This is a genomic window from Streptomyces sp., assembly GCF_031178505.1.
GTDB classification, from domain to species: Bacteria; Actinomycetota; Actinomycetes; order Streptomycetales; family Streptomycetaceae; genus Streptomyces; species Streptomyces gulbargensis.
This window is the reverse complement of sequence record NZ_JAPSIW010000700.1, coordinates 1-3,666: the sequence shown is the minus strand read 5'-3', so window position 1 is coordinate 3,666 and position 3,666 is coordinate 1. Positions and strand designations below refer to the sequence as shown.

General features: G+C 72.2%; 2 protein-coding genes. Both read right to left on the bottom strand.

The window, feature by feature from the left end:
* On the bottom strand, window positions 1-782 hold a 782-nt coding region (locus RIF68_RS30745; RefSeq protein ID WP_309054548.1), incomplete at its 3' end, for an MFS transporter.
* A gap of 244 nt (window positions 783-1,026) precedes the next feature.
* The gene (locus tag RIF68_RS30740; protein ID WP_309054547.1) at window positions 1,027-3,492 is read right to left on the bottom strand and encodes a discoidin domain-containing protein; all 2,466 of its coding nucleotides are present in this window, start codon (window positions 3,490-3,492) and stop codon (window positions 1,027-1,029) included.
* Window positions 3,493-3,666: the final 174 nt, after the last annotated feature.

Below are 3,666 nucleotides of genomic sequence, written 5' to 3'. Positions count from 1 at the left end.
CGGTCGGCGAACTTGCCGCCCAGCAGGTTGCCCAGGAACATGCCGGTGCCGAGCAGCACGAGGAGCCAGGTGACGGCGCCCTCGGAGTAGCCGGCGACCTCGGTCATCATCGGGGTGATGTAGGTGACGGCGGCGAAGACTCCGCCGAAGCCGAGGACGGTCATGCCCATCGCCAGCCACACCTGGGCCCGGCGGAAGGCGGCGAACTCGCCGCGCACGCTCGGGGCCGGCGGGCGGCCCTGTTCGGGGACGAGCCGGGCGACGCCGAGCAGGCCGATCACGCCGAGGGCGGCGACGACGGCGAAGGTGGTGCGCCAGCCCGCGGCCTGTCCGATGTACGTGCCGAGCGGGACGCCGACGATGTTGGCGACGGTGAGACCGGTGAACATCAGCGAGATGGCGGAGGCCTTCTTGTGGGGGGCCACCAGGTCGGCGGCGACGACGGAGCCGATGCCGAAGAACGCGCCGTGGGCCAGCGAGGCGACGACCCGGCCGGCGAGCATCAGGCCGAACGCCGGCGCCAGGGCGGAGAGCGTGTTGCCGACGACGAAGAGACCCATGAGGAACATGAGCATCTTCTTGCGGGACACCTTGGTGCCCAGGACCGTCAGCAGCGGCGCGCCGAGGACGACGCCGAGGGCGTAGCCCGTCACCAGCCAGCCGGCGGTGGGGATCGTGACGCCGAAGTCGCCCGCGACCTGGGGCAGCACGCCCATGATCACGAACTCCGTGGTTCCGATCCCGAAGGCCCCGATGGCCAGGGCCAGCAGCGCGAGAGGCATGACGAGAACCTTTCCAGGTCATTGCGAGGAGGTCTTACGTGCGTCGACAATACTTGCAGACGCTCTCTATGTGCAAGCGCAGGCTTCTTCGCATGGAGGGTTACGTCGTCTGCAAGCATCTCCGTCGCCTCTCGTGGTCGGCCCCTCGCCCCGGAGAAGCCGGGGGCGGGAAGGCGGGTGCGTCCCGCTTCCCGCCCCCGGCGGTGGCCCTGGCGCCGGTGCCCGGCGGCTCAGCTGCGCGTCGTCACGGCCCCCAGGCCTCGAACTCGTAGATCCGGGCCGCGGGATCCGAGGTCTGGGTCGGCCGGGTGATCTCCAGGCGGACGTGGCGGGCCGTTGCGGACACGGGGTGGGTGGTGACGGCCGCCGTACTGCCGGTGACGGTGACGGCGGTGGTCCAGGGGTCGGCCGTGGAGGCGCGTACCTTCACGGTGAAGTCCCGGGTGTTCCACGCGGCGTCCTCGCCGCCCGCCGCCGCGTGACGGACCACGAAGCGGTCCAGGGCGCGCGGAGAGCCCAGGTCCACCTCCAGCCACTTGGCCGTCGTGGTGGTGCACCACTTGTCGGTGGTACCGCCGGTCACCGTGCCGTTCACCGCCTTGGCCGCGGTCTCCGCGCCGTTGCACTGGCCCGAGGCGGTGGCCGGACGGTTCAGGGCGAGGTTGGTCCCGGTGCCGTCCGTCCACGGGACGGTGGCCGTCGCCGCCGGGGAGCGGCCGTACTCGGCCGAGACGGCCTCCACCTCCAGGGTCGTCGTGCTCTCCGTTCCCTCCCGGTCGAGCCGGGAGACGAAGTAGGCGTCGTTGGGAGTGGCGCCCAGGAAGGTGCGCCCGCCGTCCGCGTCGCGGCGGTAGACCTCGTAGTGGCGGACGGACCCGGTGGCCGACGGCGTCCAGGCCAGGCGCAGCGACTTGCGGCCCGCGCTCACGTCGGCCGAGCCGAGGACGGTCACACCGGTGGGTGCCGAGGCCGCGTCCACCGCCCCGTCGTGGACGGCGAGCTGACCGATCCGCACGTCGTACGCGGGCACGGACCCGGCGGCCTCCAGGCCGATCTGGGCGATGGTCCGGCCGCTGTAGGCGGACAGGTCGAGCGTCCTGCGTTCCCAGCCGGCGGAGGTGGTGGCGCCCAGGTCCAGGGTGGTGAAGGCGGTCGGGGCGTCGGTGAAGGAGATCGCGGCCCTGAGCCGGGTCGGGCCGGCGGCCGGGGTCTTCAGCACGACGGAGAGACGGGTGTCGGCGGCGACCGGCAGCCGGGTCTGGTAGAGGCGGACGGTGTTCACCCCGTCGAGCTGCCCGGTCAGACGCAGCGACGACCCGCCCTCGTACGCGTCGGTGTGGTCGATCGACGGGGTCAGTCTCGTGCCGCTCGGAGACGTGCTGGTGACGAGCCATCGGTAGGTGGGCGGCACGTCCTGGAGCGAGAGGTTGTTCCAGCCGGCCGAGGAGACCCGGACGCCGCGCGCGTGGTAGAAGTCGCCCTGGCCCGCGCCGAAGGAGGTCACGAACGGCTTGGCGGTGACGGGACTTGACTCGGGGATGTAGTGGGCCAGGCCCTTCCACGCGGAGCTCGTCGCGGTGTTCGACGGGTCGCCGTTGGCGCCGTCCCAGAAGCGCGCCTCGCGGGCCTCGGCGTCGGCGCGGTTCGCGGAGGAGGTGTACGTCCACTCCGGGCGGTAGATGCCGAGCGAGGTGACGTGCTCCCGGCCGGCCGGGAAGACGGCGGACCAGGGGACGGAGGTCTGGTGGCCGTTGGCCTCCGTGTCGATGCCCGCGAACAGCTCGTGCTCGTCGCGGCCGAGCCCGCGCGCGAGGGTGCGGGAGGAGTCCAGACCGGAGGCGTTCCACCCGAAGTCGAGGAACATCGCGTCCGAGGTGCGCCGGCCGCCCTCCTGGAGGAAGGAGTCGTTGGCGGAGGTCAGGGCGTCCTGCCAGCTCACCGACCCGGACTCGGTCATCGCGTCGTACCACATGAACTCGACCGGGCCGAGGGAACGGGCATAGCGCATCTGCTCGCGCAGGGCGGTGGCGAGGGCCGCGTCGCCGCCCGCCGTCTCCTGGTTGACGAACCAGCCGTCGAAGCCGTAGTGCTGGGCGACCTGGACCAGCTTGTCGGCCACCGGGTAGCGGCTGCCGTTCTTCTGCGTGAAGTCGCGCACCCACTGGATCTGGCCGCCGTAGGCGGTGGGCGGGAAGAACACGGTGCCGTAGACCTTGACGCCGTTGCGGTGGGCGGCGTCGATGACGGTGGCGTTGGGGGCGAGGATGAGCCCCTCACTCGCGGAGCCGCCCCAGAAGACGAGGGTGTCGACGTACTGCCAGTGGCCGAACGCGTAGTAGTGCGGATTCGCGGAGCCCTGCGACGGGTTGTTCGAGGTGGGGGCGAAGGAGACCAGTGAGGCGACCTTGCCCTCACCGGGGCGGGCGTTGGGGTTGGCCTTCAGGGCGGGGTCGGAGACGCGCGGGCGCAGGGGGACGCGGGAGCGGTTGAACCGCGCGTCGGGATCGGTGGCCGGGTCCCAGTTCAGGAGAGTGCCGGGGTGCCAGTACGAGGCGTACGGCTGGTCTCCCCTGGCCTCCGCGGGGAGCTGCGCGGGAGCCGCCGCGGGCGCGGGGTCCGCGGGCGCCGCGGTGGCGCCCGAGGCGGGGAGGAGGCCGAGAAGGGCGGCGGTCAGCGCCGCCAGGAGGGCGGCGGGAAAACGTTGTCTCATCCGAATCTCCGGTCCAGCGGGAGGGTGGGGTCCTGGACGTGCTGGAGGTACAGGTGGTGCGGATGAAGCGACGGCTCGCGGGAGGCGACCGTCCGCCGGAGGCTAAACGCCTTTAGTAGGGCGGTCAAGAGTGGGGCGGTACGGGGCCGGGGCCGGCGTTCCGGGTACGGGGAG

Coding starts and splice junctions, on each gene's coding strand:
- RIF68_RS30740 (WP_309054547.1), bottom strand. CDS start 3,492: ATGAGACAACGTTTTCCCGCCGCCCTCCTGGCGGCGCTGACCGCCGCC.